The sequence below is a fragment of the Bowmanella denitrificans genome (genome assembly GCF_039522935.1).
In the GTDB taxonomy this organism is placed as follows: domain Bacteria; phylum Pseudomonadota; class Gammaproteobacteria; order Enterobacterales; family Alteromonadaceae; genus Bowmanella; species Bowmanella denitrificans.
Genome location: NZ_BAAAEI010000006.1, coordinates 1,154,421 through 1,179,600 on the forward strand (window position 1 = coordinate 1,154,421; position 25,180 = coordinate 1,179,600).

A 25,180-nucleotide genomic window follows, 5' to 3' on the forward strand; every position below is an offset into this window, starting at 1 on the left:
ATTGCCGGACTTTTTTATTAGACTATACAAATAAAAAGCCAGGGAACTGAATACGCCAATGTTTTTTCGAAAGCAAAGTCCGTCTGCCTCGGTCCATGCTGACATGGCAAATAAACAAAAACGCTATGAAGCGCTGGTGCAGGCCCTTCACGGTGATATTTACAGATATGCATACTGGCTGGTGGGCGATAAGGCCGTGGCCGAAGACATTGTGCAGGAAACTTTTCTGCGTGCCTGGAAATCTTTGGATTCCCTGCTCGACGAAAAGGCAGCCAAGTCCTGGCTGATTACCATTCTTCGCCGTGAAAATGCCCGCCGTTTTGAACGTAAACAATTTGATCTGGTGGATATGGACGATTACAGCCTGGCCGATCAGGGGCCGGAGCATGATGTACAGTTACAACAGCAAGAAATTCACCGGCTTATCGCCTCACTGGCAGAGGAATATCGTGAGCCGTTGATGCTGCAGGTGATTTTTGGCTACAGCGGCGATGAAATTGCCCAGCAGTTGGATTTAAACAAGAACACAGTAATGACACGCCTGTTCAGAGCAAGAAACCAGATTAAAGAGGCATTAGAAAGTGCCGAGCAGAATCGGGGACGTAAAAATGGATGATCTAGAATTTCGCCGTACCATTTATGCCGATCCTCACAGTCAGGATGAACGGCTAAAACACGCGGCCGACAAAGAGCCAGCCAAAGCGCAAGCCTGGCAGGAAGCAAAGCAATTGGATGAACGTATCAAACGCGCGGCACACGTGGCAGTACCAGAGGGTATGGCCCAGCGCCTGCTGTTACGCCAGTCTATGCAGGAATTCCGTCAACAGCGGCAACGCCGTCACTGGACATTGGGTTTGGCAGCGTCGTTCTTATTAGTGGTGGGCCTGAGCTTTACGCTGTGGCAACAAGGTCCAGTCGAAGTGAACTTAACCGAAAATGCCCTGGCGCATATTTATCATGAAGAAAAAGCGCTGATAGTAGATGAAGATATTAGCCTGACGCAGGTAAATGCTAAACTGGCCAGCTTCGGTGGAGAGTTTACCGATGATATCGGTAAGGTTTACTACGCCAATTTTTGCCATTTTAAGCATGTTAAAAGTTTGCATCTGGTGGTGGGGAGTCCACAAGGGAAAGTAACAGTGTTTATCGTTCCCCATCATCAAGGACAGAAAACCGATGATGCGTTCAGCGATAAGCTATATCAGGGTAAAACCCTGGACATGCAGCAAGCCAGCCTGATTCTGGTCGGCGACAAACAGCAGCAGTTAGTACCGCTGGAAGAAAAACTGAAAGCCAGATTGCGCTTTTCCGCGTAGCGGCAAAACGGCCCCCCATTGGGGCCTGCCCTGCGGTCTTGTTTATGATTGCATTTTTTAACAAGTTTTCTACCACCGATGTGTTGACTCTACGCGTGACTGTTGGCACATTAGTACCCTCTCACCCAAACCGGAGAAGTCCAATGAACAAGTCAGCTTCCTCTATGCAAGGCACACTTTGCATGGCTGATATTGTCTGTGGGTTTCCGGTCACATCCCGCTTCGATCGAATTTGTCGGTGTACCAAATAACTGATTTGATCGGGAACCTCCCAGCCGGGTTATCTGGCAACTAAATAAAAATACTGGGCTTTGGCCCACACAAATATCGCTTTTTTGGCATTGATCCGTCTGCTCACCCTTGGCGTCTTTATCTACGCTGGACTGCAATCGGTTGATGCCGCTTATTATTGGAATCGTTATGACGGAACAAACTCAACGTCCAAGCTTGTATCAGTTGTTCAGGCAAGCCCTTAAGGGCGACGTACAACATGACTTCACTAAGGGCTCTATTGGCATAGCGGCCTTCTTACTGGCAGTACCCATGGTGCTCGAAATGGCCATGGAGTCCATCTTTGCCATTGTGGATATCTTCTTTGTCGCGTCCTTAGGCTTTGAAGCCGTGGCCGTAGTCGGTCTGACCGAAGCCGTGCTGACCATTCTTTATGCGGTGGCCATTGGTCTGAGTATGGGCATTACCGCTCTGGTCGCCCGGCGTATCGGCGAAGGCAATCCGCAAAAAGCCAATCAGGTTGCCGGGCAAGCCCTGTGGGTGGGAATGCTGGTATCGGCCATGGTGGCATTTATCGGTCTGGTCTATTCCCAGGACATTCTGCGCCTGATGGGGGCGGACGAAAAAGTACTGGCAATAGGTGCCGATTACACCTTAGTGATGCTGTGTGGCTCTATCACCATCCTGTACCTGTTTTTGATCAACGCCATCTTCCGCGGAGCCGGTGATGCCTCGGTGGCCATGCGCTCTTTGTGGCTGGCCAATGGTCTGAATATCGTACTTGATCCTTTGCTGATATACGGCGTCGGTCCCTTCCCAGAAATGGGCGTCACCGGCGCAGCAGTAGCCACCACTATTGGTCGGGGCGTGGGGGTGTTGTATCAGCTTTACCATCTGCGCGGTCATGCCAGTCGCATTAAGGTTGGGCTGGCAGAGCTTAAACCCCAGCTTGAGGTGATGCTGGGACTGATCAAAGTCAGTATTGGCGGCATCCTGCAGTTCCTGATTGCAACCGCCAGTTGGGTGGCACTGGTGCGCATTGTCTCTACCTATGGCAGTGCGGCCGTGGCAGGTTACACCATCGCCATCAGGGTAGTGATCTTCACCATCTTACCTGCCTGGGGCATGAGTAACGCCGTTGCTACCCTGGTGGGGCAAAACCTGGGGGCGGGTCAGCCAGACAGAGCCGAACAGTCGGTATGGCGGGTCGCCAGATACAACCTGTACTTTATGCTCAGCGTGGCGGTGATATTTATCCTGTTTGCTGAAGGCATAATCGGCCTGTTTACGGTAGATCCTGAGGTCATCCGCGACGGGGTAAACTGCTTGCGCTTTGTTGCTTATGGTTATGGTTTCTACGGTATCGGCATGATAGTAGTGCAGGCTTTTAATGGCGCGGGGGATACTATGACCCCAACCCGGATTAACTTCCTGTGCTACTGGATGCTACAGATCCCGCTGGCCTATGGATTAGCCAAATATATGCAGTTAGGCACCAACGGCGTATTTATGGCCATCACTATTGCCGAGTCATTACTGGCGGTAGTGGGCATCTGGTACTTCCGCCGTGGTAATTGGAAAACCAAAACGGTGTAACACTCCTCCGGGCAGTGAATGTACAGATAATTCACTGCCCGGTTTTAGATATAGATTGGCGGAATAACGATATCAGGGTAGGTAAATCTAACTTATGGCTATTGTTAATGACCAACTTTGTATCCCCGGATAACGCTTTTTGAAGTTCGCCCCCCAGTGGCGGGGTCGGCAACCACCTCATTAAAAAACACAATATTTCCTTTACCCTTAGATAATGCAACCACTTTGCAGGTGGAAACTAATGGAGCTTCGCCTTGAACACCCAATATCTCACTATATACCAGGCTTTGGCTTCTTCCCCTGTCAAGATATGTGTCTTGATAGCTTGGCTGAAACAGATAAATATTCGCGTTTCCATCCTTGATAATACAAGGTACAAATTCATCTACGAATCCAAAGGTCCCCATCCTAAACATAAAGTCCACTATCCTATTGATAGACTGCCTTTTATGCTCCCGAGGCACGTTGAAATTGTCCAGCAGCTCGAAGTCACTGAGACTGGTAAAGTTATGATTAGACAAAAACTGATACACACCTTTATTGTCAAGCTCCTTCAGCTTACCTTTTAACTGAAAATTTTTATCCAGAACCACAAAAAAGGTTTGCGCTGGCGCATGCAAATTGTTCAGATCTTTCGTGTTAAAAAACAGCAGAATTTCACTATCTAGTAATGTTGCTCTGACAGCTCGACTTTGTAAAAGCACAGGGAACTTACTTCTTATCGACTGTAACTTATCCTCACCTTTTTCTGAAAGTAGTACAGGATAATGTTGCGACAATGTATCGGACATTCCCAAAACAAAATACTCGTTATCTTCAGTAATAAAAATGCTTCGCGCACTTCCTAGCCCAGACACTTTCTCTATATTTTTGCATTGCACCTCTTTGGCAGTAAAATTCAAGTGTAAAACATGAGGAATAAAATCTAGACTAGCAAGGATAAATATATCATTTCCATATCCATAAAAATCCAAAAATTCAACACTCTCAGATTTCGAAACTTCACAACTTTCGGTAGAAAACACAAAACTGCTTATTTCGTTTCCACTAGAATCCAACGAAAAAAAAGTATACACAGGTAGATAACTCAACTTTCCTCTAGGTTTTCTTTCAACAAGTAAAGTCACTTCCCCTTCTTTATGTGACTTAGAATCACTTAATAAATAATCATATTCATCACTAGTCATATTTAACCATAGACTCATTTCACTTGCCCCAGATGATGGAGCCAAATAAAAAATAAATAGCATGATACAATTAAAGGCTAAAATCCCTGCATTGAAATTTTTCATATTAGCCACCACAGCAGTTACAATGTTCTGACTGACGAAGTTCAAAAGGCCCTTGCCCCCATTCATTTACTGCTTGATAGTAGTTATTTGACCATGTTGCACATTCCCGCTTGGCAGTTTCATACCGAGAACAATCGCTTTTTTGGCCCACAGAGAGTGGGCACTGCTCGGGAAAGGCTCTGCTGCAAACCATATCCATTCTGATTTTAAAACTTGCATCACATGATGCTTTACTGTTTTTACAGGATTGGTAACAAAGATCATGTTTATTACATGGATAATTCAGCACGTGCTGTTTTCCAATATTCCCCCCTTGTGGTTGACCGAAACGGCTATCGGCTTGGGCATAAGGGCTTTGAGCGGGGTTTTGTCCAAATGGTAGTGGCGCGCTGCATCCATCTATTTCATGCAATCTGCTGTTTTGACTTCGGCCCGGGCATTGCGAAACCAGATTTTCATACGAAACACCGGCGGAGCCGATCTCTACACATATACTTTTCTGGTACTCTCCAGATTGCAGACTTCCAGCACATAAACAAGAAGCCTGAAGAATAATATTTCTGGTTCCAGGTAAAGGAAAATTAAGTTGAAAAGTCTCAGGTCTGTTACTTTGCAGCACTCCATCGATTATCCAACTATAAGCTGCTGTTCTTCTGCAATCAAAGCCGTACCCTATGCTACCATGTAAATAAAAATCAGTTCCTGATTCAACAGTGCCGCTCACCGTAATATATGCATCTGCAGTGCAGGGATACGGGTAGCAATTAATACTGTGATATTCAGCAGGTAAGAAGAAGCTACTTGATGGTTTATCAAAATTAACCTGCTCTGTTGACTTCTGAGTAAGGTTATAAAATCGCCGCCTTTGTTGAGATACTTGCGTTTCATTTTGCGGCTGAACCACTGCCCAGGGACTGGCCAATCGATAACTCAGTGAGTCCTGATCAAAAAGCAGATGAAAAAAAGCAGTGCTCTTAACACGGTTAAAAAATACGGCATTTAAGGACTTGGAAAGGCCGTTAGTAGCGATAATAGGTGTTCTGTCATCCATGGATTGAAGGATGTCTTTTTCGTTGTCGCCGTAGTTATATAGAAACTGGTTGTTGCCACTGTTGATTTCCACCAAACGACCAAGGCTGTCATAACCATAGTCTGTTGTTACCTGTGCCTGGCTTACAGAGGATATTTGCCCCAGATTGTTGTACCGGATTGAAAAAGCTGGTTTACCATCAATGGTCATGCCAAGAGTACGGTTAAACTCATCAACAAGAATATTACTGTGCTTAGCTTTACCATTGGCATCATATTCCAGTTGCTCCAGCATATTGCCCACTGCATCATATTCATAAACAAGGTGCTGGCCATTGGAACGAAATGTTGCTGTTCTCTGTCCCCGCAGGTTGTACTGATAGCTGTGCGAAGCACCATCAGGAAAAACCACCTTGTGTAACCTACCGTCGTCATAATATTCCAGCTTACTCAGACCATTGTCGCTCTCTACCTGAATCACCTGTCCATCAGCATTATATAAATAAGCAGTAACTTGACCGCCCTCTTCTTTTCTAATCAGGTCCCCCTGTAGGTTATAATCGAACTGACTGATTTCACCGTTCGCATTCTGGTAAACCACACGGCCATGACCGTCGTACTCAAGCTGCAAGCTAAGATTGTTGCCACTGATTTTTTGAAGTTGATGGCGGGCGTTGTAGTGATACGTCGAGGTTTTCTCTCCCTTAACAGTAAAATGCACAATACTGCTTAATTTGCCCTGCTGGTCATAAATATATTGATAATGCCCGCTTGCTGAATTTCGCAGCTCAGCCACTTGCCCTTGAGGATCAAAACGAAGCTCGCTGGCTAATCCATTCTGCCGCCGCAGTATTGTTGCAAGTCCGGTGTCAGTATGCTGAATGTGCAGCCTTTCGCTATCAGCCAGAAGCACCGTGGTTTGTGAGTTTTGATAGCTATAGCTATGTTTTTTTGCACCGACCTGACTGTTTGAAACTTTGCCGATATTCCCACCATCTGAATAATACTCAACGCTTAGACTGGCATGACCATTAGGATTGAGTATTTGCGATAACCGGCCACCAGAAGAATAACGGTATTGCCAGGTTTGCCCGGCTAAATCCTGTACTGAGGTTAGTTGCCCATCACTATTATATTGATAAGCAACCTGTCGGCTATTGGTGTCTGAGATACCAACAATACGCTGCAAAGTATCCCGTTGTATACTGACTGCACGCCCATTATCCGCCAAGATTCGGCTCAGGCGACCACTATCGTATTCAAATGTCAGACCATTTCCATAGGCGTCTTCTTCTCTGACAGGCAATGCATAATCTGCATTCAACTCAAAAATAAGACGGTAGTTGCCGGTAAACAGTTGTATATGCGTATCTGTTAATGATTGCAGTATTGGCAGATTTGCTTGCAAGCTGTCGGTTTGTATATGTTGCTGATTTACCTGTAGTTGATATACCTTTCCCTGCTCATCCACATAACGATAAATGCTATTGTCGATTCGTTGCAAAGATCTGGAGTAGTTCAGAAACCAGCCTGGGGCGAAGTCTGATGGATCACTGACCCTGGCTGAATCATAGTAGCGCGAAAACACAATCGGTATTCTGGCCACTACAACCAAATCCCGTCGGATAAATGTCAGATTGCCCTTGAAGCTGTTTATGTAGTTAATGGCAATCCCCGCTTCAGGCTCCTGAGGGTTTTCAAACAAGGTATTAACCCTGCGCCTGGCGGAGAACTCATTTAAAAAATCCAGGTGCTTGTTAACTACCTGATGTTGATGGAAATTGCTTTGATCTACAGAAGTAGTAGTAATATTGCTAGTGGCCTGTGTCTGGGGGGTAATGCACAGCAGTAACACTAAAGCTATTCGCATAGCGCAAAGCCGATGTTTTGGCATAAACATAATGTAGTCCGTTCTTTATTGGTGGTTAAACAAGGCGCTAACCAAAGGACGACTTATTCCATAGCGTCCATTTAACCCTAGCCAGGTTTTTGCAAATATCTATATGCAAGGCTTTACACTGATAATGCCTGACAAAGCAATACAAACTGCTGACAAAGGCTAAGCCTGAAATGACAATGTTGAGCAAGATGTGATCTGGCGCTGACGACCGGCTGCTGATCTCAGACAGTCATTCTGACAGTACGATTTTGCGTCGATAGGGTGTATGGTCAGGGGGCGATCAATACAGGAATAAAACAATGCAAAACAAACACCTAAACTGGCTGTTGGGCCTGCTCTGTTGGGTCATACTATTGCCCACTGCAGTAGCAGATGAGCAGGCTAAACAACAGCAACAGGCGCGCGCTGACTATATTCGCGCGCATTATGCCAAGTATGAATACCAGATCCCCATGCGTGACGGGGTCAAGCTGTTCACCTCAGTATATATCCCTTACGACAAGTCCAAGACCTACCCCATTTTAATGCAGCGCACCCCCTATCGGGTCGCGCCTTATGGTGCCAGCAGTTACAAAACCGCCCTTGGTCCCAGTGAGATTTTTGAAAAAGAGGGCTTTATTTTTGTATTCCAGGATGTGCGCGGCAAATTTATGTCCGAAGGCGAATACGTGAATATGCGCCCACAGAACGCCTACCAAAAAGGCGGTAAAGCAGCGGATGATGCCACTGACACCTATGACAGTATTGACTGGCTGGTTAAGAACCTGCCCAACAATAATGGTAAGGTCGGCATGTGGGGCACGTCATACCCCGGCTACTATACCTCAGTGGCGGCCATAAACAGCCATAAAGCATTAAAGGCAATTTCCCCTCAGGCGCCTATTGCCGACTGGTTCTATGATGATTTTCACCGCAACGGCGCCTTTGTGACGCCCATGGCGTTTCTGTTCTTTGACAGCTTTGATAAGCAGCGTGACGGCCTGCACTACGCCTGGCCGGACAAAATGAAGGAGCAAACCCCGGATGGCTATGATTTTTTCCTAAAGCTTGGCCCGTTAACTAACGTCAATAAACTGTACTTCAAAGGCGAACGGCCATTCTGGAACGAATTAACAGAGCACCCTAACTATGATGATTACTGGCAAGCCCGCAATGTGTTGCAGCATTTAGATAAAGTGAAACCCGCCACATTAGTGGTAGGCGGCTGGTACGATACTGAGGATCTGTACGGCCCACTGGCCACCTATCAAACCATGTCGAAGGCGAATAAGGCAGATAATGTCAGATTGATTATGGGCCCCTGGTACCACGGCCAGTGGAACCGCGGTAAAGGTGATGTCATGGGGGAAGCGCAGTTCGGCTTTGATACCAGTGACTGGTTCCAGCATCAAGTGCTGTTACCTTTTTTTAAACAGCACCTGAAAGACGAGCAATCAGCCGCACTCGCGCAGGCAACTATGTTTGAAACCGGAGCCAATCGCTGGCGACAATTTGCCCAGTGGCCACCCAAAGAGGGTAAGGAAACCACCTTGTATTTTGCCGCGCATCAGCAATTGCGCAGCCAGCCCGATAGCCAGGGTGGCTTTGACAGTTACATCAGCGATCCGGCCAAACCTGTGCCCCACTCCGTCAAGGTCAGTCGTGGTTGGGATAAACCTTATATGGCAGAAGACCAACGATTCGCCGCCCGCCGCACCGATGTGCTGGTCTTTGAAACCGAGCCTGCACAGCAGGATATGACCCTGGCCGGGCCAATTGATGTCAACTTGTGGGTGTCAACCGATCAGGGCGATGCCGATTTTGTGGTTAAGCTGGTGGACATTTTTCCTGGTAAAACCTTTGATGATGACAAAGTGGATGCCAACACCGGCAATCGTCATGAGCTGGTACGCTGGGGCGTGATGCGAGGTCGTTTTCGCGACAGCATGAGTCAACCCAAGCCTTTTGAAGCAGGCAAGCCAACGCTGGTCAGCTTCCAGTTGTATGATGTACTGCACACCATCAAGCGCGGTCATAAACTGCAAATTCAGGTGCAAAGCAGCATGTTTCCTTTCCTGGACCGCAATCCGCAAAAATATGTGGAGAATATCTTTAACGCCAGTGAAGAGGATTTCAGTAAAGCCGAGCATAGGCTCTACCACAGTAATGATTACCCCAGCAGTATTCAGTTTAAACAGCTGAATTAACTTAACAGAGGCCGCCAGCCAGTCTGGCGGCAACTCATGCTGTGTAATGACGGTTATAAAACGCGCTGCATATCCCGGTGCAAAATTCCCCCATCGTCATACTCCTGGCCCATAGCGACAAAGTCCCATTTTGCATAAAACCCTTGCAAATGGTTCTGGGCGCTAAGTTTTAGCAAACGGTATTCCCCTAGCTGCGCGGCTTTATCCAGCAGTTGCTGCATCAATTGCCCCGCCAGACCAGTGCCTCTGGCAGGCTCCGCCAGCAGGATACGTTCAAACTTATAACAGCCAAGCGCGCGGTCAGCTCTTAATCTGGCATATCCCAGCAAGACCTTATCAGCGGTTTCCAGCAATAGATGCCAACTGGCAGGATCCTGTCCGTCAATATCGGTATAAATACTCTGCTGCTCGACAATAAACACCTGCTGACGCAGGGCAAAAATACTGTGCAATTCCAGTAACTGTAATTGCTGGAATTTACACCAGCGAAAATCGACTTGCATAAGTCCTCTGGAGAAAAGATTAACGACTTGTTAGCATGATAATGCAATTAACTGAATTTTCTCATTTTCCTGTCCGGCCATGGTCGGACTATTTTTTGCCTCCATGATGGAGGAAGCCTTGTGGGCCGCCATTGAAAGACTGGCGTTAAAAATTGCGACAGGCAATTTTTTGCCTTCTGGTCAGAACAACAACACAGGAGACCTTAGTGGAAACCGGCACCTTAATATCGCTTGCCTTATATTTTATCGCCATGCTCGGCATTGGCCTTTACGCTTACCGCACCTCCACCGACGATGTATCCGGCTATATGTTGGGTGGCAGGAAACTTGGCCCCGGTATCACCGCGTTATCGGCGGGTGCTTCAGATATGAGTGGTTGGATGCTGATGGGGGTTCCCGGTGCCATTTATCTGGCCGGCTTATCACAAATCTGGATAGCCGTCGGTCTGGTTGTGGGCGCATTTTTAAACTATTTAATCTTGGCTCCGCGCCTGCGGGTCTATACCGAAGTCGCTAATGACTCCATCACCATTCCGGATTATTTTGCCAATCGCTTTGAAGATAAGTCAAAACTCCTGCGAATCTTCTCGTCTCTGGTGATTATTGTCTTCTTCACCCTCTACACTTCAGCCAGTCTGGTGGCCGGAGGTAAACTATTCGACAGCTCCTTTGGCATGGATTACAGCACGGGTTTGTTTGTGACTGCCGGTGTTGTCGCGGCTTACACCTTGTTCGGTGGTTTTCTGGCGGTGAGCATGACCGACTTTGTGCAGGGCTGCATTATGTTTATCTCTCTGGTACTGGTGCCGGTGGTGGCATTCAGCCATCTTGGCGGTGTCAGTCAGGTCAATGCCGATATCAGTCAGCTCAATGCCGCCATGCTGGATCTTTTCACCAATGCCCAAACCGGTGAGACGCTGACAGCGCTGGGGATTATTTCGTTGCTGGCCTGGGGGCTGGGGTATTTTGGTCAGCCACATATTATTGTGCGCTTTATGGCGATTAATTCGGTGAAGTCCATCCCAAAGGCACGCCGTATCGGTATGAGCTGGATGATCGTATCGCTGATTGGTGCGGTGGCGACAGGTTTTGTCGGTGTAGCCTATGTGGCTCAGACTAAAATGACTCTGGACGACCCGGAAACCATCTTTGTGGTATTTTCCCAATTCCTGTTCCATCCGCTGATTGGTGGTTTCCTGCTGGCGGCCATTCTGGCGGCCATTATGAGCACTATTTCCTCACAGTTGCTGGTCACATCCAGTTCCCTGACCGGCGATTTTTATAAAGCTTTCCTGCGTAAAGACGCCAGCGAGAAAGAGCTGGTTCTGGTAGGCCGCCTATCGGTGCTGTTAGTGTCAATTGTGGCCATTGCACTGGCCTGGGACCCACAAAACTCCATATTGAACCTGGTCAGCAACGCCTGGGCGGGCTTTGGTGCGGCCTTTGGTCCGGTGATTATTATCAGTTTGTTCTGGAAACGTATGACCCGCGCTGGCGCTTTGGCAGGCATGCTGGTAGGCGCCGCAACGGTACTATTCTGGATTTACGCACCTGTTACCATTAATGGCCAGTCGCTTAGCAGCTGGATGTACGAAATCGTGCCAGGCTTTATTCTTTGCACTGTGACCGTGTTGATCGTCAGTCACCTGTCATCACCGCCAAGCGATGGTATGCAGAATACCTTCCAGGCCATGGAAGAAAAGCTCAAAGCTGACCTTGCCTGATAATCAGCCCGGCGTATGCCGGGCTTGTTTTTTGTTACCGAAATATTCCATGCAATTAACATCTTATGTGATAAGTTATAGCGGTTGGATTTAACCGGAACAAAGAATAAAGATGGCGTTTTTTGCAGCGCGCCAGCCAATCCTGGACAGGGAAAAAACGCTGGTAGCCTACGAACTGTTGTTTAGAGAAAGTCTGAAAAATGTCTTTCCGGATGTAGGCGAAGATATGGCCACATCCAAGATTATCGAAGGCCTGCAGTTCAATCTGGGCCTGGATACCCTGACAGAAAACAAACTGGCCTTTATCAATTTCACCCAGGAAACCTTGCTGCAGCGCTACCCTTTATTGCTGCCTAAAGAGCAAGTGGTGGTGGAAATCCTCGAATCTGTGCCCCCTACCCGCCAGTTACTCAATATCTGCAAGGAGTTTAAGGAAAAGGGCTACCAGATTGCCCTGGACGATTACGAACACAAAAAGGTCTGGCTGCACTTTTTCCCTTATATTGACATTATCAAAGTTGACCTGCGCGCCTCCAGTGCAGAGCAAATCAATGAGATCAAACGCGCCGCCGAGCCTTACCCCGGTATCAAGCTACTGGCCGAAAAGGTGGAAACCCATGAAGAATTTCACCAGGCTATTGAAATGGGTTTCAGTTATTTCCAGGGCTATTTCTTTAGCAAGCCCGAGGTAATGCGCAGCCGTACGCTGGACCCCTCCCAGTTAACAGTGGCTAGACTAATGACCGAGCTGGCGGGCGAGGATCCAGATATCGCGGCTATCACAACCGTGTTTGAAACCGACGTTAACCTGTCGTTTAAATTGCTACGTTACGCACAGTCGCCGCTGTTTAAAAGGCGCAACGACATCACCAACATTAAGCAGGCAATCATCACATTGGGGTTGCAGGAGCTAAGACGTTTTGTGTCGTTATTGTTTACGGCGCAATTTTCCGACCGCAAACCGGCAGCCCTGACCGTTATGTCGCTGGTTCGCGCCAGATTCTGTGAACATCTGAGCGCTCAGCCCGGTCAGGAAAGTAGCGAGGCAGGTGCCTTTCTCACCGGTATGCTGTCGTTGCTGGACGGTTTGCTGGATGCATCCCTTCCCGAGCTTTTAGAAAAGTTACCGCTAAGCCCGACAATAAAAGCTGCCCTGATTCAAGGGCAAGGACGACTGGCTGAATACCTGGATACAGCCAAAGCATTCGAGGCTGCGGATTGGCCCTTAGCCCAGCGCTTATGCAAAAAGATGGAATTAGGAATTGATAAAGTCACACGCTTATATGTGGACTCCGTGCGCTGGGCCACCGTACGGGAAAAAATGGAATAGTTCTTGCTGCCAATCAAGCTGAGATTGGCAACCTATCCTGCAAAACATGCTAATACTAATGGTATAGCAAGCCACTCAGGCATATTCACTGCTTTACTCTGTTGATTGAACGCTTAAAACCAGCATATTTCGGCTTATAGCTGTCTCTGTTTAGCGACAAACCTATCAACAAAACGACACTTTTTTGTGGTCGGAAACGAGTAAATTCAGTGTTGCCAAATGACCAATCGCAGTTGGGAATCAAGCTGTAATGCAAAGCGAAATCTGCATTACTTATAGCGATCTCGCATAGCCTGCTAAGATTTCTTTATGATAATGTTCTAAGAAGAGTCGCAATTTTTTAATTTTGCCAAAAAAGTCTGGATACCATATGGCCGCCAACGTTCCCAATATTACCCATTTAAAGCAACTGGAAGCCGAGAGCATCCATATTTTCCGCGAAGTTGCCGCGGAATTTGACAACCCGGTCATGCTTTACAGCATAGGCAAGGATTCCTCCGTGCTACTACACTTGGCGCGTAAGGCTTTTGCCCCTGGCCGCATCCCCTTTCCACTGCTGCATGTGGATACCACCTGGAAGTTTCGTGAAATGATTGAGTTTCGCGAGCGCATGGCAGAAGAGCATAAGCTGGATCTGATCGTATATAAAAACCAGGAAGGTCTGGACATGGGCATCAGCCCCTTTGTGCATGGCAGTGCTAAGCACACGGATATTATGAAAACCCAGGCCCTGAAAAAAGCCCTGGACAAATATCAGTTTGATGCCGCTTTCGGTGGTGCCAGACGTGACGAAGAAAAATCCCGGGCCAAGGAAAGAGTATATTCTTTCCGTGACCAGAATCACCGCTGGGATCCCAAGAACCAGCGTCCGGAGCTTTGGAATATCTATAACTCCAAGGTCAATAAAGGTGAAAGTATCAGGGTCTTCCCTTTGTCCAACTGGACTGAGCTGGATATCTGGCAATACATTTACCTGGAAAACATTCAAATCCCCGAATTGTATTTATCCAAACAACGCCCGGTAGTGGAACGTGATGGGGTATTGATTATGGTGGATGACGAACGTATGCCGCTGAAAGAAGGCGAAGTTCCCTCGCAGGAATGGGTACGTTTCCGCACCCTGGGATGTTACCCACTTACCGGAGCGGTGCGCTCCCAAGCCACTACGTTGCCAGAAGTGATTCAGGAAATGCTGCTAACCAAAACGTCAGAGCGCCAGGGCCGTGTTATTGACCATGACAGTGCCGGCTCTATGGAGAAGAAAAAAATGGAGGGGTATTTCTGATGGCAACCAATATTGTTTGGCACCAGCATAAGGTAGGCAAAACCGAGCGCAGTGCACAAAAACAGCAAAGGCCCCTGGTGATCTGGCTAACCGGTCTGTCTGGTTCGGGCAAATCCACTATCGCCAATCTGCTGGAGCAGAAACTGGGCGCAGCGGACAAACATACTTATCTGCTAGACGGTGACAACATCCGCCATGGTTTGTGTGGTGATTTAGGGTTTTCGGACAAAGACCGGGTAGAAAACATTCGTCGTATCAGCGAAGTGGCGAAGCTGTTTGTGGATGCGGGTTTAATTGTGATCACCGCGTTTATTTCGCCGTTTCGCGCCGACCGGGATTTTTGTCGGCACTTACTGGCAGACGGTGAGTTTGTGGAAGTCTTTGTAGATACGCCCCTGGCCGTTTGTGAAGAACGTGACCCTAAAGGCCTGTATCAAAAGGCCAGAGCTGGCGATATTAAGGATTTTACCGGTATCGATTCTGCGTATGAAGCCCCGCAAAACCCGGAAATCCATCTGGATTATCAGGCAGGACAAAGCGCTGAACAATCGGCAGAACAGCTGATCGCCAAACTTAAGGAAAAGGGATTTCTGGCATGAGCAGTCTAGCTGTACTCGCGGCACAGGTTAGCGATATTGCCAGGGAAGCAGGTCATGTGATTATGGCCATCTACCAGCAGGATTTTGCGATTTTTGACAAGGCTGATAAAAGCCCGTTAACCGAAGCCGATCTAGCCGCCCATAACGTGATTGTGGCCGGACTAAAAAGCATCAGTGACTTACCCATCTTGTCAGAAGAATCTGCCGATATTGCCTGGTCAGAGCGTAGTCAGTGGCAACGCTATTGGCTGGTTGACCCCCTTGATGGCACCAAGGAGTTCATTAAGAAAAACGGTGAGTTTACCGTCAACATTGCGCTGATAGAGCAAGGTCAGCCAATGCTCGGCGTAGTCTATGCGCCGGTACTGGACAGCCTGTATGTGGGCATAGTGGGCGAACAGGCCTACAAAGTCGAAAATGGGCAACAAAGCACCATTAATACTGCCCCGCATGTCAGTGCAGAGCGCTGGAAAGTGGTGGGTAGCCGTTCCCATCAAAGCCCGGAAATTGAGTCATTCCTGGCAGCCCTGGACGGCGACAAAGAATTAGTTGCCATGGGCAGTTCACTGAAGCTTTGTTTGGTTGCTGAAGGCCGCGCACATTTGTATCCGCGCCTCGGCCCTACCAGTGAATGGGATACCGCTGCTGCCCACGCTGTAGTGCTGGCTGCTGGCGGCAGTGTGACACAGCTAAGTGTCGGTCAGACACCTGCCCAGGCCACCCAGCCCCTGGTTTATAACCAAAAAGAATCTCTGTTAAACCCGTTTTTTCTGGTTAGCGCACAAGCGCTTAACCCTTGAGTAAAAGTGCTTATGAACAATCAAAACGAACTTCTTCAGCAGGATATTCTGCAGTATCTGGATCAGCATGAACGCAAAGATCTGCTGCGTTTTTTAACCTGTGGCAGTGTTGATGACGGCAAAAGCACCCTTATCGGGCGCTTATTGCACGATTCAAAGATGATTTACGAAGACCAGTTAGCCGCCATTAGTAAAGACAGCAAGAAAGTCGGCACCACAGGTGATGAAGTGGACCTGGCATTGTTGGTGGACGGCCTGCAATCTGAGCGTGAGCAAGGCATCACTATTGATGTGGCTTACCGCTATTTCTCCACCGACAAACGCAAGTTTATTATCGCCGACACCCCCGGACACGAGCAGTACACCCGCAATATGGTAACGGGCGCCTCGACCTGCGATCTGGCCATTATCCTGATTGACGCCAGAGGTGGGGTAAAAACCCAGACTCGTCGCCATTCGTTTTTGGTCTCTTTGCTTGGCATCAAGCATGTGATTGTAGCCATCAATAAGATGGATCTGATGGACTATGACCAGAATGTTTATAACAAGATCCGCGAAGACTACCTGGAACTGGCCAAACAGCTCACTATCGCCGATATTCATTTTGTGCCGATTTCGGCCCTAAAGGGCGATAATGTGGTGAACCGTTCCGATAATCTGTCCTGGTATCAGGGCCAAACCTTGATGCAGATGCTGGAAAGTATCCAGATTGCCAAAGACGTGAACCAGACTGACTTCCGGTTCCCGGTGCAATATGTGAATCGCCCGGATCTCAATTTCCGTGGCTTTGCAGGTAATGTGGTATCAGGTCTGATTAAACCCGGTGACGAAGTCACGGCCCTGCCCTCAGGTAAAACCTCCCGTATCAAAGATATCGTCACATTCGATGGTAACCTTGAACAAGCCTATGCACCGCTGGCCGTTACCCTCACCCTGGAAGATGAAATTGATATTTCCCGCGGCGATATGATTGTTAAAACCGACAATTTACCGCTGCAATCCAATGCATTTCGTACCCATTTGGTATGGATGGCCGACGAGCCGTTGATGCCGAATAAGCAATATGAGTTCAAATTTGCCACCAAGTCGGTGTCGGGTACGGTACGTGAACTGGATTACCAGATTGACGTTAACACTATGGCGCATAAAGACGCCGTGCATCTGCACCTGAATGAAATTGCGGTAGGCGAAATTAAGCTGACCCAGCCGGTTGCCTGCGACCCTTACAGCAAAAACCGTAAAACCGGTGCCTTTATCATTATTGACCGTTTGACCAACGGTACAGTAGGCGCAGGTATGATTATCGAAGCGGTGCAGGGTAAGAGCCTTGAGCAAGCCAAATACTCAGAATTTGAACTGGAGTTTAACGCCTTAGTGCGTAAGCACTTCCCCCATTGGCAAGCGCTGGATATCAGCAAACTCTGAGTAGCATAAATGGATTGGAATCAACTGCTGGTGGCCGGCACTTTTTTTGCCACCATTGCCGCCCTGGCGCTGACTGACAAGCGGCCGTCGGCTATCTTTGCCATGGCGGTGCTGGTGTTGCTGGCAACCGGTCAGTTGAGTCTGGCACAGGTCAGTCATGGCCTGACCAACCAGGGTCTGCTGACCCTGGTTTTGCTGTTGTTGGTCAGCAATGCCGTAGACAAAACCTCGCTGATTAAAAGCCTGGGCCGCAAGCTGGTCAGCAGCGGTTACGGTAAAAGTTACTGGCGCCTGTTCAGCCTGACTTTTGCATCATCTGCGCTGCTTAACAATACCGCGATTGTGGCCAGCCTGATTGGTCCGGTAAAACAGAACCAATATCATCCACCTTCCAAACTGTTGATTCCACTTTCCTATGCCGCCATTCTCGGTGGCACTGTCACGTTAATCGGCACATCAACCAACCTTATCGTCGACAGTTTTTTAATTGAACAAGGACACAGCGGTTTTGCCTTTTTAGACTTCACTTTGTACGGCCTGACGGCCGGTCTGGCCTGTGGCCTACTGATGTTTGTACTGACGCCGTTACTGCCGCATATCGACACCAAGGAAGCAGACTACAAAGAGTACTTTATTGAAGCCAAAGTGCAGGCAGACTCGCCACTGGTGGGTAAAACCGTGGAAGAAAACCATCTGCGAAACTTACCTGAACTGTTTTTGGTGGAAATCGTCAGACGCGGCCACCTTATCAGCCCGGTAACCCCGGAAGTGCTGATAGAAGCCAATGACAAGCTGATTTTCAGCGGTAACGTTAAACGGGTAGACAGCCTCAGTCATATCCCCGGGCTGAGCTTATTTGCTGAGTCAAATGGACTGTTGCGGGAAAATTTAACCGAAGTGGTGGTTTCCAATCGCGCCCGCCTGATTGACAAAACCCTTAAACAAGTGGGATTTCGTGCCATGTTTGACGCCGCCGTGGTGGCCATTCGTCGCGATGGTGAGAACCTGTCGGGCAAACTGGGGGAAATACGACTGCAAGCTGGCGATAATTTGTTGCTCGCTACTGGTCCCGACTTTGCCAGTCGCAACAATCTGTCGAAAAACTTTTTTATTCTCACTGAGCACGCCATCGCCAGGAAGTTAACACCGCTACAGGAAAAACTGACCCTGGGCGGATTCTTACTGACTGTATTGTTAAGCGCCACCAATATTCTGCCTCTGGCAGTGGGCCTGGTGTTTCTGCTGGCATTACTGGTGTTTTCTGGTATCAGCTCAGGTAACGAGATCAAGCGCAATATACCGCTGAATCTGATGATGGTCATTGTCGGTTCGCTGGCCATGGCCACAGCGTTGCAACAATCCGGAGTCATACACAGCCTGAATCAGTGGTTACTGCCGTATTTACAGGGCAGCAGTCCTTTTGTGGCATTAGTGGTGATTTATCTGCTGACCTTGCTGTTGACCGAACTGGTCACCAACAACGCGGCCGCTGCCCTGATGTTCCCTTTTGCCTGGGGACTGGTGCAACTGCTGGATGCTCCGGTGCTGCCCTTTGCACTGGCGGTGGCCTTTGCCGCCAGTGCGAGTTTTATCTCTCCGTGGGGCTACCAAACCAACTTACTGGTCTTTAGCGCGGCCAATTACAAGTTCAGCCACTTTGCCAAATTCGGTCTGCCTGTGTCGGTACTGTATTCGACCATTGTGCTGTTGTTGCTGAAGTTGAGTTTTGCCCTATAAACGCTTAAGGGGCCCACAAACTGATGCAAAATCTTATTCAAAAGCTCTAAATACCAGGATCGAAACTCTGATCCTGGCTATTTTTACCTGGCTTTGGCTGCACGCTATCAAAATCCTCCAGCTCAATACCGGGTAACGCATCCGTACAGACATCCCCCCCCAGGTCCTTGATGACTTTACACATCTCCTCCACCTTGGTATCCAGAAGATGCACATGGTCGAGCATGCGGCCGATGGCATGGGCGACCGGATCCGGATTGTCGGCAGACACAGCATAAGCATCGAAGCCATATTTTTCGGCAATCTTATCCCGATGGCTGACCTTGGCCTCTGTTGTTCGAGCCGCCACAATGCGCCCAGGGATCCCCACCACCGTGGCATCGGCAGGTACGTCTCTGACCACCACCGAATTGGAGCCCACTTTAGCCCCCTGCCCGATACGGATTGGCCCCAGCACTTTGGCCCCGGCCCCCACCACTACACCGTTTTCCAAAGTGGGGTGACGCTTTCCGGCCTGCCAGCTGGTGCCGCCGAGAGTAACACCATGATAAAGGGTCACATCATCACCAATCTCAGCCGTTTCACCAATCACCACCCCCATGCCATGATCGATAAAAAAGCGTCGCCCTAATTTGGCGCCGGGATGAATTTCCACCCCGGTCAGCCAGCGTGCCAGGGTCGACACACTGCGCGCCAGCCACTTGCAGTTGACCTGCCATAATTTATGGCTAAGGCGGTGCCACCAGATGGCATGCAGGCCAGGGTAATTGGTTAGCACCTCAAAGGTATTGCGCGCCGCCGGATCGCGATGAAACACGCTTTGAATATCCTCTTTGATGTGCTCAAACATAGTCAGCCTTATGCTTATTTTTGAATCTTCTTATCTACCGAGGCCAATATACCGCGCAGAATATTCAGCTCCTGCGCTTCGGGACGAGCGCGGTTAAACAACCTGCGCAGTTTGGTCATTACCTGGCCGGGATGATTGGCCACAATAAAGTTGGTGTCGGCCAGGGTCTGCTCAAGATGAGTATAAAAGCGCTCCAAATCTTCTACCAGTGGATAGGTATTCTCCGCCTCCGGCAGCGCATCCCTGTTCAGATGGGCCATACGCACTTCATAACACAGGGTTTGCACTGCTGCGGCCAGATTCAGCGAGCTGTATTCAGGGTTGGCGGGAATACAGACATGGAAATGACACTGCTGCAACTCTTCATTGGCAAGACCATTATTTTCACGGCCAAATACCAGGGCAACGGGGTATTGTTCAGCTTCAGTTACCAGTTTTTCACCGCATTCACGTGGGTCCAGCATCGGCCAGGGGAGCGTTCGGGAGCGGGCACTGGTGCCCACCACTAATCCGCAGCCGGCGATGGCCTGTTCCAGTGTTTCAACCATAGTACAATTGGCCAGAATATCAGTGGCACCAGCCGCCAGTGCACTGGCCTGGCCATCCGGGGCTTTAACCGGGTCCACCAGATACAACTCTTTGAGCCCCATGGTTTTCATGGCCCGGGCGGTGGAACCGATATTGCCGGTATGGGAGGTATTGACCAGGACGATACGGATATTCTGCATTGAGGAGCTTCTCTTTATTCAAAACTGCGCCGCATCATAACATAGGCTTGGCAATTTTCTGCGGGTCTGATAGACTGCGCGCCGCTTTTGACGCTGGTGTTTTTTCCATCAAGTCAGTATGGCTTGAGGAACCGGCAGATTCCCGTTCTTTCAAAATTGGTGGTGACTCTATGCATGCAATGCTGAATATTGCCGTGCGCGCAGCTCGCGCGGCCGGAAACATTATCGTCCGTGGTTATGAAAACCGCGCCGACCTGATGACTGAAGCTAAAGGCGAAAATGACTTCGTCACCCGCATAGACAAAGAGGCCGAACAGGCCATTATCCATAAGATCAAACAATCCTATCCTGAACACAGCTTTGTCGGCGAAGAAGGCGGCATTGTGGAAGGCGATGACAACTACAAGTGGGTTATCGACCCTCTGGATGGCACCACCAACTTTATCAAAGGTATTCCCCACTTCGCGGTATCCATTGCCCTGATGCATAAAGGCAAACTGGATCAGGCCGTGGTATTTGACCCGTTGCGTGGTGAGCTGTTTACCGCTTCCAAAGGTGCCGGTGCCCAGTTAAACGGCTACAGAGTGCGTTGCAGCAAAACCCGTGACCTGAATGGCACTGTATTGGCTACCGCTTTCCCGTTCAAACGTAAGGACAATCTCGGTCAGTACCTGAATAGCTTTAACCAGATCTTCGAACAATGTGGTGACATTCGCCGCAGTGGTTCAGCCGCATTAGATATGGCCTATGTGGCTGCTGGCCGCTACGACGGTTTCTGGGAAAAGGGTCTGAAGCCCTGGGATATGGCAGCAGGTATGCTGCTGATACAGGAAGCCGGTGGTCTGGTCACCGACTTCGATGGCGGCCACGAGCCAATGAAATCCGGTAACGTGGTCTGCGGTGGCGCTAAAGTAGTACAGTCCATTGTTAAGAGCCTGAAAGCGGGTTAACTCTATATACATGGAAAAGGGTGACTTTGGGTCACCCTTTTTTGTTTAAAACCGATATTCCGCTCCCAACCGCCATTCTCCTACAGGCTCATCTAAAGCGTAGTGACGATAACCAGTCAGTAACGACCATCGCTGATTAAACTTATAAGAGAGCTGCGCCCCCATCAGCCAGTTCGTATCACTCAGATGGCTTTGCTGCCTGCTGGCACCAACACGACTGTCAATATCCGCTTGCCAACTATACAAACCAAAGGAGCCGCTAAGTAGCCATTGGTTGTGTTGCCATAGCCTGGCATCCAATCCCAGGGTAAAGCCACTGGGCAGTATAGGGGCCAGCTCTTTAAGGCTAACTGGCAAGTTTTGCTGGGAAATCACGACATCTTTGATTTGCAGTTCAGCATGTCCCAAATCCTGGTAGCCCGCAAATAGCCGCCACCCTGGCGCATACTCATAGCCTAGTTCAAGCCCCCAACTGACACTGCTGTCATCAACCTGGGCAAACTGAACCGCCCCCATGTCTGATATATCTGTATCACTGTAACCCAGACTGACACGTAAATCTGTTGTGGCCCAAACCAGTTGGCTGCAGGTCAAACCTGCCAGTAATAGCATCCTATATTTCATCACAGATTTTTCTCCCTGCCCCTGAACATGCTAAGTAGCATCAGCAGCACAAGCCATGCGCCAAGTCCCCCGCCACTACTCTTATTTACCACAGTGACTTTCTCCATCGCTTTTACCGTGACACTGACCAGGCCCTGTGCCTGAGCTCCGTTATTGTCTTCAATCAGGTAAGTAATCACATCAGTGCCGCTAAAGCCGGCTTCCGGGCTATAACGCAGGGTACCGTCAGCATTGATACTGACACTGCCCCTTTGCGCACTGGCAGATATCAGAGTCAGCGGATCGCCATCAGGATCCGAGTCGTTGCTCATCACAACAATGTTCAAGGCAGTGCCCTGTTCGGTTGTAGCCTCGTCAGGTAGGGCTATGGGAGACTGATTAGCCAAGATTGTCACTTGGACATTAGCGGTAGAAGTGCCGCCTTTTCCATCACTGATACTATAACTGATGTTTATCACTCCGCCGTAATCCTGCGGCGGGGTAAAGTGCAGTTTGTTGTTTTCTATAACCACCTGTCCCAGCTCAACAGAAACGCTACTGATGGTCAGACTGTCGCCGTCACTGTCCTGATCATTAGCCAGCACATCAAGCTCAATACTGGTATTCCAATCCATACTGGCCATATCGTCCTGTGCCATAGGCTGCTGATTACCGTTCAAAGGCACTGCCACGCCACCAGGATCCACAATACTGCCATTGGCTACACCATCATCATCGTTGGGGCCACCGTCCTGAATTTGTAGCTGCACACAGTGATGACCTGGTGTTAATCCAGATTGCCATTGTGCATCACCAGGAGGCGGACAAATACCCGGTTCTCCTAAGGTGCTGAAGACCTGATTGTCAGCATCAAGCACAAAGTCTTGCCACTGACCACTGACAAGTTTGCGATACACTCCCCCCTGCGGCACAGGTAACTGCTGCGGGATCACCAGCCTGTAGCTTTGGCCAGCTTCAGGCAAACCATAAGCGATGAAATCGAACAATCCGCCCACATTAACGGCCCCGTCATCACTCGGAAGCTGATTAGTTATCTGCTCTTCACCTAGTTGCAAGCCACCCAATCTGTTGGTAGCGGCAACACTGCCTTTGCGTAAGCAGGCGCCAGGCTCGCCCTCAGCCAAAAAGCCCAATCTGGTTTCCAGTGTCTCAGGCATAACGTTGCATTCATTAATCGCATCCAGGTAATCCGGAATACCATCAGCATCGCTATCGGCAAACCCTTCCTCGTTATCAGGAATCAAATCACCATCGGTATCAGCATCTGTTAGTTCCGGCAGACTGGCTGCAACGTCAACAAACACCCTTTCCCTGGCAGTGAGGTTAGGAATGCCATTATCACTGGCCAATAGCGTTACTGAGTATATTCCTGGCGATACGCTGCTTGGGTTAAACACAAACTCATTGTCAGCGGTGCTAAGGTTGTCCAAGCCAGATTGCCATTCCAGCGTTATCTGGTCTGAAGGATTAGGGTCTGTTACTTGCGCAAAGACGGTGACATTACCACCTTCCTGACTGACACTGAGCTGCGTTTTACCCTGCTGCTGCACACTTAAACTAATTTTTGGCGCAATATTGCCATCTCTTATACTGATCCGGGTGCTGGATTTTGCCCCCAGATTCAAAGATGGACTCAGGCCTATCACCACGCTTTCTTCAGGTTCTGCCAAGGCATCGGACAAGATAGAAAAACTGACTGAGCTTTCCAGCCCTGCGGCAATGTTCATCACCCCATCTTGCAGATCATGGTCTGCAGCATCAGCACTGCCGCTCACGGAATAAGGAATAGAAACAGGATATTCCGGACTGGGGCCATTTAATATTGCGCGTATCGTTACCTGATTTCCTTCGGAAACCACCTGATCCTTACTCAGAGACACAAGCGGAACAACGCGTACCGTTTGGCTCGCCGTATTACTACGGCCGGCACTGTCAGTGGCTTGCCAGTATACTTTATGTAAACCTGGCGCTAATAAGGTGTTTCCGGCCACCAACGACACCGGTAATGCATTGCCTTGGCTGTCACTCGCGGTGGCGCTGCCTAGGTCCACTTTGGTAAACAATCCGGTGGCGTTTACGGTGATATCAGCGGGCGGGGTGACAATGGGGGCAGACGTATCCCCCCCCTCAACACTGGCATTGACAATAGTTTGACTGGTTCCCCCCTGCCCATCACTAATGCGGTAACTCAGACCTGCAGAACCCTGGTAGCCTGCAGGAGTCTGCCAGTTCAACCGGCCCGCAGATACGGTGACGCTGCCGACACTGGTCCTGGCGCTTTGAATCCGCAAGGTGTCGCCATCTACGTCCTTGTCGTTAGCCAGAACGTCCAGGCTATAATTGCCGCTTTGATTGAAAGCTAACACCAGCTCATCGGCCATAGCCACAGGGGCATCGTTTACCGGCGACAGCTGAATCGTTACCGAATAGGCGTCGGAATTTTGCTGACCCGCTCGCACCCGATAACTAAAGCTATCTTCGCCATGGTAATCTTTGTCGGGCTGGTAGTGCCAGCCAAGACCTGCACTGTTTAGCGTACCATGAGTTGGCCCACCAACCAGCTCGAGCGTCAGCGCCTGTCCCTGCGGACCCTGCAATTGGGGGGTGATGGTCAGACCTTGATCTTCAACGCCACTTAGCTGCATATTTTGTCCCACTGGACTTGCTACAGCATTAACCTGAATATTAAAAGCAGGCAGGGATGCTGTTGCCTGGCCATCGCTAACAGTGATCACTATGCCGGTAAAGATACCAGCTTGTGCATTACCTGGGGTACCTGTTAAGGCGCCGGTCAGTGGATTAAAGGTAGCCCAACCAGGCTGATTGCCGATGCTAAAAGTCAGGCTGTCTCCGTCGGCATCTGCAGCCGATGGAATAAAACTGTAGGACTGCCCGGCATTTACAGAACCTGCTGGAGCCCCGCTGATTTGAGGTGCAGTATTGGTAGGTGGCGGTGGCGTTGAATTGGTGCGAGTCAGGGTAGGCACATCCACTGCCGCAGAACTATTGTCGGCTTTGTCTTTAGCCACCACCACAAAGTTATTGGCACCAATGCTTAGTGGGGCGCTTAATGTC

At 49.2% G+C, this 25,180-nt stretch carries 19 protein-coding genes; 12 read left to right on the forward strand and 7 right to left on the reverse strand.

Annotated elements, in window-relative coordinates; translation table 11 throughout:
- The first annotated feature begins 58 nt into the window (after positions 1 to 58).
- The 3 genes from ABD028_RS07825 to ABD028_RS07835 all read left to right on the forward strand — a co-directional run bounded on the left by ABD028_RS07825 (position 59) and on the right by ABD028_RS07835 (position 3,143).
- Positions 59 to 616, forward strand: a complete 558-nt coding sequence (locus ABD028_RS07825) for a sigma-70 family RNA polymerase sigma factor (RefSeq protein ID WP_343843786.1) — start codon at positions 59 to 61, stop codon at positions 614 to 616.
- Positions 609 to 1,316 carry a DUF3379 family protein gene (locus ABD028_RS07830; protein WP_343843789.1) on the forward strand — a complete coding sequence of 236 codons (708 nt, stop codon included), beginning with the start codon at positions 609 to 611 and terminating at the stop codon, positions 1,314 to 1,316. The genes ABD028_RS07825 and ABD028_RS07830 overlap by 8 nt, the downstream gene beginning before the upstream one ends.
- 420 nt (positions 1,317 to 1,736) lie before the next feature.
- Positions 1,737 to 3,143, forward strand: a complete 1,407-nt coding sequence (locus ABD028_RS07835; RefSeq protein WP_343843792.1) for an MATE family efflux transporter — start codon at positions 1,737 to 1,739, stop codon at positions 3,141 to 3,143.
- 104 nt (positions 3,144 to 3,247) lie between these two features.
- Here the strand turns inward: ABD028_RS07835 and ABD028_RS07840 are convergent, their stop codons facing one another.
- Positions 3,248 to 4,435, reverse strand: coding sequence for a hypothetical protein (locus tag ABD028_RS07840; protein ID WP_343843793.1), 1,188 nt, complete (start codon positions 4,433 to 4,435; stop codon positions 3,248 to 3,250).
- A 1-nt stretch (position 4,436) separates the two neighbouring features.
- On the reverse strand, positions 4,437 to 7,364 hold the full coding sequence (locus ABD028_RS07845) for a DUF6531 domain-containing protein (protein ID WP_343843796.1): 2,928 nt from the start codon (positions 7,362 to 7,364) through the stop codon (positions 4,437 to 4,439).
- Between the two features lie 299 nt (positions 7,365 to 7,663).
- On the opposite strand from ABD028_RS07845, the gene ABD028_RS07850 reads away from it, so the two are divergent.
- The gene (locus ABD028_RS07850; RefSeq protein ID WP_343843799.1) at positions 7,664 to 9,550 is read left to right on the forward strand and encodes a CocE/NonD family hydrolase; all 1,887 of its coding nucleotides are present in this window, start codon (positions 7,664 to 7,666) and stop codon (positions 9,548 to 9,550) included.
- A gap of 53 nt (positions 9,551 to 9,603) precedes the next feature.
- Here ABD028_RS07850 and ABD028_RS07855 read toward each other — a convergent pair whose 3' ends face one another.
- On the reverse strand, positions 9,604 to 10,053 hold the full coding sequence (locus ABD028_RS07855; protein WP_343843801.1) for a GNAT family N-acetyltransferase: 450 nt from the start codon (positions 10,051 to 10,053) through the stop codon (positions 9,604 to 9,606).
- Between the two features lie 206 nt (positions 10,054 to 10,259).
- Between ABD028_RS07855 and putP the strand changes: the two genes are divergently transcribed.
- The 7 genes from putP to ABD028_RS07890 all read left to right on the forward strand — a co-directional run bounded on the left by putP (position 10,260) and on the right by ABD028_RS07890 (position 18,953).
- Positions 10,260 to 11,777, forward strand: a complete 1,518-nt coding sequence (gene putP / locus ABD028_RS07860; RefSeq protein ID WP_343843804.1) for a sodium/proline symporter PutP — start codon at positions 10,260 to 10,262, stop codon at positions 11,775 to 11,777.
- A gap of 112 nt (positions 11,778 to 11,889) precedes the next feature.
- On the forward strand, positions 11,890 to 13,107 hold the full coding sequence (locus ABD028_RS07865) for an EAL and HDOD domain-containing protein (RefSeq protein WP_343843807.1): 1,218 nt from the start codon (positions 11,890 to 11,892) through the stop codon (positions 13,105 to 13,107).
- Positions 13,108 to 13,477: 370 nt separating this feature from the next.
- Positions 13,478 to 14,392: a sulfate adenylyltransferase subunit CysD gene (cysD, locus tag ABD028_RS07870; RefSeq protein ID WP_102796044.1), complete on the forward strand. Its 915-nt coding sequence runs from the start codon at positions 13,478 to 13,480 to the stop codon at positions 14,390 to 14,392.
- Entirely contained in the window at positions 14,392 to 14,991 is a 600-nt protein-coding gene (gene cysC / locus ABD028_RS07875) for an adenylyl-sulfate kinase (RefSeq protein WP_343843810.1), read from the forward strand. Before cysD ends, cysC begins: the two co-directional genes overlap by 1 nt.
- Positions 14,988 to 15,791 (forward strand): 3'(2'),5'-bisphosphate nucleotidase CysQ, encoded by an 804-nt coding sequence (gene cysQ, locus ABD028_RS07880; protein WP_343843813.1) that lies wholly within the window; start codon positions 14,988 to 14,990, stop codon positions 15,789 to 15,791. The genes cysC and cysQ overlap by 4 nt, the downstream gene beginning before the upstream one ends.
- Before the next feature lie 12 nt (positions 15,792 to 15,803).
- Positions 15,804 to 17,216: a sulfate adenylyltransferase subunit CysN gene (gene cysN, locus ABD028_RS07885; RefSeq protein WP_343843815.1), complete on the forward strand. Its 1,413-nt coding sequence runs from the start codon at positions 15,804 to 15,806 to the stop codon at positions 17,214 to 17,216.
- 9 nt (positions 17,217 to 17,225) lie between these two features.
- Positions 17,226 to 18,953 carry an SLC13 family permease gene (locus tag ABD028_RS07890; RefSeq protein WP_343843818.1) on the forward strand — a complete coding sequence of 576 codons (1,728 nt, stop codon included), beginning with the start codon at positions 17,226 to 17,228 and terminating at the stop codon, positions 18,951 to 18,953.
- Between the two features lie 46 nt (positions 18,954 to 18,999).
- Here the strand turns inward: ABD028_RS07890 and cysE are convergent, their stop codons facing one another.
- Both cysE and trmJ read right to left on the reverse strand, forming a co-directional pair.
- Entirely contained in the window at positions 19,000 to 19,803 is an 804-nt protein-coding gene (gene cysE / locus ABD028_RS07895) for a serine O-acetyltransferase (protein ID WP_343843821.1), read from the reverse strand.
- A 14-nt stretch (positions 19,804 to 19,817) separates the two neighbouring features.
- Complete coding sequence (trmJ, locus tag ABD028_RS07900) at positions 19,818 to 20,531, reverse strand: tRNA (cytosine(32)/uridine(32)-2'-O)-methyltransferase TrmJ (RefSeq protein WP_343843824.1); 714 nt, start codon at positions 20,529 to 20,531, stop codon at positions 19,818 to 19,820.
- 170 nt (positions 20,532 to 20,701) lie between these two features.
- On the opposite strand from trmJ, the gene suhB reads away from it, so the two are divergent.
- A complete protein-coding gene (gene suhB, locus ABD028_RS07905) occupies positions 20,702 to 21,481 on the forward strand; it encodes an inositol-1-monophosphatase (RefSeq protein WP_343843827.1) in 780 nt (259 codons plus the stop codon).
- A 45-nt stretch (positions 21,482 to 21,526) separates the two neighbouring features.
- On the opposite strand, the gene ABD028_RS07910 is transcribed toward suhB, so the two are convergent.
- Positions 21,527 to 22,105 carry an outer membrane beta-barrel protein gene (locus ABD028_RS07910; RefSeq protein ID WP_343843830.1) on the reverse strand — a complete coding sequence of 193 codons (579 nt, stop codon included), beginning with the start codon at positions 22,103 to 22,105 and terminating at the stop codon, positions 21,527 to 21,529.
- Positions 22,105 to 25,180: Ig-like domain-containing protein (locus ABD028_RS07915; protein ID WP_343843833.1), on the reverse strand; the 3,076-nt coding region annotated here is incomplete at its 5' end. The genes ABD028_RS07915 and ABD028_RS07910, both read right to left, overlap by 1 nt.

Bases quoted from the DNA above. Each gene is read 5' to 3' on its own strand.
- ABD028_RS07830 (WP_343843789.1), top strand. From the start codon at position 609: ATGGATGATCTAGAATTTCGCCGTACCATTTATGCCGATCCTCACAGT.
- cysQ (WP_343843813.1), top strand. From the start codon at position 14,988: ATGAGCAGTCTAGCTGTACTCGCGGCACAGGTTAGCGATATTGCCAGG.
- ABD028_RS07890 (WP_343843818.1), top strand. From the start codon at position 17,226: ATGGATTGGAATCAACTGCTGGTGGCCGGCACTTTTTTTGCCACCATT.
- suhB (WP_343843827.1), top strand. From the start codon at position 20,702: ATGCATGCAATGCTGAATATTGCCGTGCGCGCAGCTCGCGCGGCCGGA.
- ABD028_RS07910 (WP_343843830.1), bottom strand. From the start codon at position 22,105: ATGAAATATAGGATGCTATTACTGGCAGGTTTGACCTGCAGCCAACTG.
- ABD028_RS07845 (WP_343843796.1), bottom strand. From the start codon at position 7,364: ATGTTTATGCCAAAACATCGGCTTTGCGCTATGCGAATAGCTTTAGTG.
- ABD028_RS07825 (WP_343843786.1), top strand. From the start codon at position 59: ATGTTTTTTCGAAAGCAAAGTCCGTCTGCCTCGGTCCATGCTGACATG.
- cysN (WP_343843815.1), top strand. From the start codon at position 15,804: ATGAACAATCAAAACGAACTTCTTCAGCAGGATATTCTGCAGTATCTG.
- ABD028_RS07855 (WP_343843801.1), bottom strand. From the start codon at position 10,053: ATGCAAGTCGATTTTCGCTGGTGTAAATTCCAGCAATTACAGTTACTG.
- ABD028_RS07865 (WP_343843807.1), top strand. From the start codon at position 11,890: ATGGCGTTTTTTGCAGCGCGCCAGCCAATCCTGGACAGGGAAAAAACG.
- ABD028_RS07850 (WP_343843799.1), top strand. From the start codon at position 7,664: ATGCAAAACAAACACCTAAACTGGCTGTTGGGCCTGCTCTGTTGGGTC.
- cysD (WP_102796044.1), top strand. From the start codon at position 13,478: ATGGCCGCCAACGTTCCCAATATTACCCATTTAAAGCAACTGGAAGCC.
- cysC (WP_343843810.1), top strand. From the start codon at position 14,392: ATGGCAACCAATATTGTTTGGCACCAGCATAAGGTAGGCAAAACCGAG.
- trmJ (WP_343843824.1), bottom strand. From the start codon at position 20,531: ATGCAGAATATCCGTATCGTCCTGGTCAATACCTCCCATACCGGCAAT.
- ABD028_RS07835 (WP_343843792.1), top strand. From the start codon at position 1,737: ATGACGGAACAAACTCAACGTCCAAGCTTGTATCAGTTGTTCAGGCAA.
- cysE (WP_343843821.1), bottom strand. From the start codon at position 19,803: ATGTTTGAGCACATCAAAGAGGATATTCAAAGCGTGTTTCATCGCGAT.
- ABD028_RS07840 (WP_343843793.1), bottom strand. From the start codon at position 4,435: ATGAAAAATTTCAATGCAGGGATTTTAGCCTTTAATTGTATCATGCTA.